The sequence below is a fragment of the Kovacikia sp. CALU 1929 genome, from assembly GCF_056784235.1.
On sequence record NZ_JBXBCF010000057.1, the window covers coordinates 143,092 to 150,269 of the forward strand.

The 7,178-nt window shown below is 49.2% G+C and carries 5 protein-coding genes; 3 read left to right on the top strand and 2 right to left on the bottom strand.

All coding sequences use genetic code 11. The features are described from left to right. The first annotated feature begins 336 nt into the window (after positions 1-336). Positions 337-3,456 carry a translation initiation factor IF-2 gene (gene infB, locus AC1S52_RS07205; RefSeq protein WP_482028340.1) on the top strand — a complete coding sequence of 1,040 codons (3,120 nt, stop codon included), beginning with the start codon at positions 337-339 and terminating at the stop codon, positions 3,454-3,456. A 313-nt stretch (positions 3,457-3,769) separates the two neighbouring features. Here the strand turns inward: infB and gifA are convergent, their stop codons facing one another. After that, positions 3,770-3,970: a glutamine synthetase inactivation factor IF7A gene (gene gifA, locus AC1S52_RS07210; RefSeq protein WP_482028342.1), complete on the bottom strand. Its 201-nt coding sequence runs from the start codon at positions 3,968-3,970 to the stop codon at positions 3,770-3,772. A gap of 205 nt (positions 3,971-4,175) precedes the next feature. Between gifA and AC1S52_RS07215 the strand changes: the two genes are divergently transcribed. Together AC1S52_RS07215 and AC1S52_RS07220 are read left to right on the top strand one after the other, a co-directional pair. After that, a complete protein-coding gene (locus AC1S52_RS07215; protein ID WP_482028343.1) occupies positions 4,176-5,027 on the top strand; it encodes an alpha/beta fold hydrolase in 852 nt (283 codons plus the stop codon). Positions 5,028-5,186: 159 nt separating this feature from the next. Then, positions 5,187-6,359: a serine/threonine protein kinase gene (locus AC1S52_RS07220; RefSeq protein WP_482028344.1), complete on the top strand. Its 1,173-nt coding sequence runs from the start codon at positions 5,187-5,189 to the stop codon at positions 6,357-6,359. Here the strand turns inward: AC1S52_RS07220 and AC1S52_RS07225 are convergent. Beyond that, positions 6,315-6,932: a PIN domain-containing protein gene (locus tag AC1S52_RS07225; protein ID WP_482028345.1), complete on the bottom strand. Its 618-nt coding sequence runs from the start codon at positions 6,930-6,932 to the stop codon at positions 6,315-6,317. The genes AC1S52_RS07220 and AC1S52_RS07225 overlap by 45 nt on opposite strands. Between the last annotated feature and the right edge of the window lie 246 nt (positions 6,933-7,178).

A 7,178-nucleotide genomic window follows, 5' to 3' on the forward strand; every position in this document is an offset into this window, starting at 1 on the left:
CAGGGCATATCTTCATTTTGATGGGAGCTGAATCAGTGTGAAAATGAAATTAGTTTGTCTGGTGACATAATCTCAATGGAGCCTATAGCTGCAACAAACCTCAGTATTGAGAAATTTTGTGCAAAATTAAGAAGAGAGTGACTCTTCAAGAGGAGCAGTCATTTACTATTGTAAGTCTGCTCTATGTGGGGAAATGACCTGAATCTCCACTTTGGGAGAGGCAAAAGTTCGCCCCTCTATATTATTTGGAGCGGATTTAAGTCGAGTCCAATGTCGTTTAGTCAAGACAGCAGGCAACTATGTGAAAACTGGAATTAGGTAGCGAGGGAACGGTGGATGAACAGCGGCAAAGTCAGAATTTACGAACTATCGAAGGAATTAAATTTGGATAACAAGGATTTATTGGCGGTTTGTGAACAGCTAAATATTTCGGTGAAGAGTCATAGCAGTACAATTACGGACTCTGAGGCTGAGCGGATTCGTGCTGCTGCCCAAAAGCAAGCTGCAAGTCGTCCCGCTTCTTCAAAACCTGTTCCACGCCATTCATCACACTCTCAAGCATCGGAGCCAAAACCGAAGCCAGCGGCTCCGGTTCAAAAAAAGCAACAAATTCTAGAAATTCGTAAGCCTATTATTCGTTCCTCTCCCAGTCCGGAAGCCCCTATTCCGCCAAACTACGCTGCTCAGCCTGCTCCAAATCAGGCTGCTTCAAGTCAGGCGACTCCGCTATCGGTGAAGCCGGTTGCGCCTAGTCGCCCAGGTCAACCGGTGGACACCGTTCCGTCATCTGAGGATGCCGAGCCATTGGTTGCTCTGGAAGAAGTGGCTGAACCTGTTGAATTTGTAGCAGAAGAGGCTGTTGAGACACCCTTTAGTGTGTCTGATGTGGAGGAGCCAGAGGAAATTCAGGAACCCCTGCCCCAGCCAGAACTTTCTGGTCCACCCATGAGACCGAGTGCGCCTGCTTCCAACAGAGCCAGTTTGCCTAACCGTCCTGTCTTAAAGCGGACTCAGCCAGGTCAGCCTGCTCAAATTTCTAAGGGTGAAATAGCTTCTGATGCACCTGAGCGTTCACCCAGACCTGTTGCCAAATCCCCTGGAAGTAGCCAAGCTGGAGCAAAATCTACGGCCGATCGCCCTACACCTCGCCCACAAACCATCGTAGAACTGAAGCGTCCTCGTCCCGTTCGTCCCGGTTCTGATGAGGGAGTAGCCGCCACAGGTCGGGTTGGTGATATGGGAGCGACTGCTGAACCTGTGTTGAGGGCAAACCGTCCTAATCCGGCAGGAACTGAAACTGCGACGACCGGTACTGGCACGGAAGAAATTCAGCTTCTCAGACCCACCTTGCCCCGCACGGCCAAAAAGGGTAAGGGCTGGCAGGAAGAAGAGGAAGAAGGGCGGGAATTCCCTGAAAAAGCCAAAGCTCCTACCAAGGGTAAGCGTCGCGTTCAGCCAGAACTGGATGACGAGGATGATGAAGATCTTGATAACATCCTCGATAAGAATCAGGATATGCCGATGCAGGTTAGCCTTTCCTTAGTTCGTCCGGCTAAGCCAAAGTCGCAACGCGCTCCTCAGGCGAAGCCTCCGGCAGCAGCCGCTCCAAAAGCTAGAAGGCAAAACTCTTCCCGCGATCGCCGTGAGCGTCGCGAAGAAGCCAAAGTGGAGAAAACCACCAAAATTGTGCTGATCGGTAGCCTGACCGTGCAGGAACTTGCCGCCATGATGGCGATTCCTGAAACTGAGATTATCCGTACTCTGTTTATGAAGGGGATCGCTGCCACCGTCACCCAAACTTTAGATGTTCCGACTGCCACAATGGTGGCTGAAGAATTGGACGTTGAAGTCGAAACGGGTGAAAAAGAAGCAGAAGCCCGTAAAGTTACTGAGATGATAGATGCGGCTGATCTGGAGAAACTCCAACGCCGTCCGCCCGTTGTCACTATCATGGGACACGTTGACCACGGCAAAACAACCCTGCTGGACTCGATTCGCAAGACCAAGGTAGCCCAGGGCGAAGCGGGCGGCATTACTCAGCATATTGGTGCCTATCATGTGGATGTTGAGCACGATGGTCAGATGCAGCAAGTGGTCTTTTTAGACACTCCTGGGCACGAAGCGTTTACCGCGATGCGGGCGCGGGGCGCACGGGTGACTGACATTGCAGTTCTGGTGGTGGCGGCTGATGATGGTGCCAGACCTCAAACGATTGAGGCAATTAGCCATGCTAAGGCGGCTCAAGTTCCCATTGTTGTTGCTATCAATAAGGTTGATAAAGAGGAAGCACAACCGGATCGGGTTAAGCAAGAATTAACCGAATACGGTTTGGTGCCTGAGGAGTGGGGTGGCGACACCATTATGGTACCCGTCAGCGCTTTGACAGGCGAAAACCTGGATACCTTGCTGGAAATGCTGCTGTTGGTGTCTGAAGTTGAAGATCTGTATGCGAATCCGGATCGTTCTGCTAGAGGCACGGTGATTGAAGCGCATCTGGATAAGGCGAAGGGTCCAGTTGCGACACTGTTGATCCAAAATGGCACCCTGAAAGTTGGGGATATTCTAGTCGCTGGCTCCTCCCTTGGTAAGGTGCGAGCAATGGTGGACGACCGGGGGCTTCGTGTCAAGAAAGGTAGTCCTTCCTTTGCGGTTGAGGTTTTAGGTCTGAGCGATGTTCCGGCAGCCGGTGATGAGTTTGAAGTCTTCCAGGATGAGAAAGAAGCCCGCGCTGTGGCGACTGCAAAATTGGACGAACAGCGCCAGACCCGATTGATGCGGGCTATGGCATCACGTCCAGTCAGCCTGACTACCCTGTCTGCCCGTGCTCAGGAAGGCGAATTGAAAGAACTCAATTTGGTCCTCAAAGCGGATGTTCAGGGTTCCGTTGAGGCAATTTTGGGAGCGCTTAAGCAATTGCCGCAGAAGGAAGTCCAGGTGAGGGTATTGCATGCTGCACCGGGCGAAATCAGCGAAACCGACGTTGACCTGGCAGCGGCTAGTAGTGCGGTCATTATTGGTTTTAACACCACCCTGGCAACAGGTGCCCGTCAAGCAGCCGATCGCGTCGGAGTTGATGTGCGTGAGTACAACATCATCTACACCCTGCTAGATGACATTCAGGCTGCGATGGAAGGGCTACTGGAGCCTGAGTTAGTTGAGGAAGGATTAGGGCAGGCTGAAGTCCGGGCAGTCTTCCCAGTGGGACGTGGTACGGTTGCGGGTTGCTATGTCCAATCTGGCAAGGTGGTTCGTAACTCTAAAGTGCGGGTACATCGGAATAGTTCTGTTGTCTTTTCAGGTAACCTGGATTCGCTGAAGCGAATGAAGGAAGATACACGAGAAGTTAATACTGGCTATGAATGTGGGATTGGCATCGATAACTTCAACGATTGGGTAGAAGGCGACATTATCGAGTCTTACCGCATGATTAGCAAGCGGCGAACCTTATCCAAGTAGGAGTAGTGGAGTAAGGGCGATGGGTCATAGGCATCGATATAGAGGTCGGATAGCCTATGACCAAGCCCGTTAAAACCTACAAAAAACGATGGGCGGTCTGCTCTTTGCAGACCGCCCATTTTTTCTGAGCTACAAAAGTATTGCTTAATCAGACAGAAACTTGAAAGACCTTTTGTACTTACCGGCAGAAATTTGGATATTCTAAACTACTGAGTCTAGTAGCAGTTTGCCAACTTTGTATTTGTGAGTCTGGGATAGGAAAGGGGTTATTATTTTGGGGTTTTCAACCCACAGAATAATTCTTGACAGACCACTAGCTCATAGACGCATGGGTGCGCTCGTAGTCCGAAGCAAGGGTGGGATGGGGCTTGCCCTGGATGTGGTTCCAGAAGTGAGCCGTTTCAGCAGGCATACCAATTTCAGATGCAGCACGGCTTAACATGCACTGCTCACGGTTTTTGATCAGGTGATGATGACGGATCATCAATGCCCGGATTTGTTCATTTGTAGACATAGTGGGTTTTCCTGTATTGATTGTTCGCCTTCCTAGAATAATATAGCAGTTAAATTCTGTAGTGAAAATTACAAAATGGATTGCTTTTACAAATCGTAATCATTTTTTTAGAAATCTAATTGTTTAGAGGAGATTGCTCAATTCCTTTCTTGTCCGTTGCTCCCCCGGAACGGTAAGCTCAAACAAACCTAAGTAAACTGAGAAAATGTCATCAACCACCGAAAACTGGGTTGAAGCAGAATCCCTCCGCTGGTTTTACCGGGAAGCAGTGCCCATCGGCATTACAGATCGTGCTCCTGTTCTGCTTCTGCATGGCATTCCTTCCCAAAGCTATGGTTGGCGGGAAGTTATGCCAGCATTGGCAAACCATGGATTTCGGGCGATCGCCCCCGATTGGATTGGCTCTGGTTTCTCTGGTAAACCTGACCGGCGGGACTTTTCCTACACCTCTGATGCCTTTATTGAAGCTCTGGAAGCGTTCCTCAAAGCTCTGGAGATTCACCAATTCTCGATGGTTGTTCAGGGGTTTCTTGGCTCGGTCGGGTTACAGTATGCTTTACGTCATCCTGAGCAAATTGAACGGATCGCGATTCTGAATGCTCCCATTACAACCAATTCAAAACTGCCCTGGAAGATGAAACAGCTTGGGTTACCCCTGGTTGGCGACATGATGACTCAAGATCCGCTGCTCGTTGATAGAACTCTGGAAGGTGGCGGCGGCTATCGTGTAGAAGATCGGGACCTGGACGTTTACCGGCGACCTTTCCTGAAAAGTTCAGATGCGGGACGGGCTTTACTGGCAACCATTCAAAATTTGGAGTTAAAGCAAACAACCGCAGAAATTGAGGCAGGATTAAAGCAATGGACTCGTCCTATTCTATTTGCCTGGGGCGATCGCGACCCATGGCTCCCCCTTAACTCTGCCCAACAGTTTGCCCAATCTTTGCCGGATGCCGACTTCATCAAACTTGAAGAAGTCGGGCACTATCCCCAAGAGGACTGGCATGAAAAGGTCAGTGATGCACTACTGAGTTTTCTACGCAGACAGGTGAGGTGAGGAGTGAGGAGTGAGGAGTGAGGAGTTGAGAGTTGAGAGTGACCAACGACCAATGACCAATGACAACTAACAACCAACAACTTCTCCCCTCTTCCACTACTTGCTGTTCTCTAATCACCAGAGTTATAAAACCTGTATATATTCACCAGGGACAAGTCAATGTCAGGTCAAATACTGGGCGATCGCTATGAAGTCGAGCGGCAGATTGGCAAACAAACTGGGCGATGGACGTTACTCGCCCGTGATCAGATCACTCAACAACAAGTGGTTATTAAGCTTTTGTTTCTGGATGAGCAGCTAGAGTGGGACGACCTAAAACTGTTTGAGCGGGAGGTTGAGATCCTCAAGTCTCTTTCCCATCCTTCCATCCCACGTTACCTGGGTTATTTTGAGCATCAGCTACCGAATGATAAGGCTCTGGCGTTGATTCAGACCTATGTGGAAGGAAAGTCGCTGGAGCAATGTATGCAACAGGGACGAATCTTTACTGAGGCGGAGACAAAGCAACTGGCAAAAGCTTTGCTGAACATTCTGGTTTACCTCCACGGTCGTCAACCACCTATCGTCCATCGGGATATCAAACCCAGCAATATTTTGTTGGCAAACCGTCAGGCGTATCTGGTTGATTTTGGCTCGGTGAAGGCGATTAAAGGTACTGGAGAAACGAGCGCGTTCACTGTTGTAGGGACCTATGGCTACATGCCTCCCGAACAGTTTAGCGGACGGGCTGTGCCCGCTTCCGACCTCTATAGCCTGGGTGCCACGCTGATTGCCCTTCTCACGGGAACTCACCCCTCCAGTCTGCCGCGCAAGGGAGTCAAAATTGACTTTGGGCAAACGACCAGTGTGAGTCCAGAATTTGCCGATTGGTTGGAGTGGATGACTGAACCAAACCTGGATCAACGAAGCAAATCTGCTCAGGAAGCCTTAGACATGCTAGGGCAGGGTAGAAAAAGTCAGAATATCCAGGTATCCATCGAAAAACCGGCTGACACTAAAATTTCTCTAACTAAAGATGCTCGTACCCTGGAAATTTTGATTCCATCTTTGCTGGGACAAACCCAACTTCAAATCGATCCACAACAGATTTCGCTCACCACCAAACGCCTGGGATTTCAGGCAGGTCGCCCTCAGATTGCTCCCAGACACCGAATTAACAAGCTGGAGTATAGCAAAGCAACCGATGGGCAGTCTGGAGCCAGCGACCCCCAACTGATCATCTGGGTGGGAACAGAGAAGTATGACCTAAATGGCAGCGCGTCTCTGACAATTTCTGAGCTAGATTGGTTAGCCTATGAGCTTTCTACCTGGCTGAAGGTACCCGTTAGTTGATAGAAAGGCAGGGGGAATGGGAAGAGGAGAACGAGAGGCAGGGAGGCAGGCGATCGCCTCTCGCCGTAAATTGGGTTGAGCCAATAAAACCCAACATTTATAGGCTTTGCAACCATCAATAATTGCATCAATAAGTGTGGAACTAGACCGTTGAATGGGTTTCTTTTGCGGGGTTAATGGTGTTGGGTTTCCTGCCGTCAACCCAACCGACGAGGCGGGCGATCGCACTAATTGTAATCCTTGAACCAACGCAGTAGAAGCGATTAGAATATCTGCATCTCCAATCAGTTCGCCTCGCTGCCTCAAAAGTGCGTAGATGTCAGAGGCTTTCATAATGATTTCATCAGTCAGCGGCAAAATTATATTTACATCACAGAAGAGATCGAATGCTGCAAGCTGTTTTACTGCACCTTTTGCCTTGAGTCCACGCAGAATCTCATATCGAGTAATAATGAAAAAAATGAACTGTTCGTGAGCCAGCAAGTAGTCCTGAGCTTTTGGAATAACGACAGGATCTTGGCGCATGATGGCAGAGAGGATATCAGTGTCTAGAAGTGCAGGTAAAACAGTCATTGATTCGCCGATTCTTCAAAAAAGTTTTGCCGGTCTAGCGCAATCTGTTCAATGTCTTGAATTTGTTGGGTAGAAAATCCTTGGTAGACTTCAGATGCCAACTGGAGGAGTTTGTAAAGTAGTTTGTGTCAAGAGAGGAATATCACATCGGAAACCTCCCTTCAAATTCAATGGCAAAACGATTTAAAGCTGCTTTCCAATCTCGAATCGGCATCGTCCATTTTTTCGAGATTTATGAATTGCCAG